General features: G+C 72.1%; 1 pseudogene. It reads left to right on the forward strand.

What is annotated here, in order from left to right:
- Positions 1-233: pseudogene (locus KVS67_RS13430) on the forward strand (AMP-binding protein); the annotation flags it as partial.

Here is a 233-nt window from a genome sequence, read left to right on the forward strand (position 1 = left end):
GGCTCGATGGGCCGTCCGCTGCCCGGCACGGACGTCACCCTGCTCGCCCCGCTCCCGGGCCAGGAGGCCGAGGAGGGCGAGATCTGCCTGCGCCTGGACCCGCGCCCGGTGGGCCTGCTGAAGTCCTACTACGGCAACCAGGAGAAGACGGACGAGGTGTTCCGCGACGGCGTCTTCCTCACCGGCGACATCGCCCGCCGCGACGAGAACGGCGTGCTGACCTATGTGGGCCG

Source organism: Micrococcus sp. GbtcB5 (assembly GCF_019091605.1).
Taxonomy (GTDB): domain Bacteria; phylum Actinomycetota; class Actinomycetes; order Actinomycetales; family Micrococcaceae; genus Micrococcus; species Micrococcus luteus.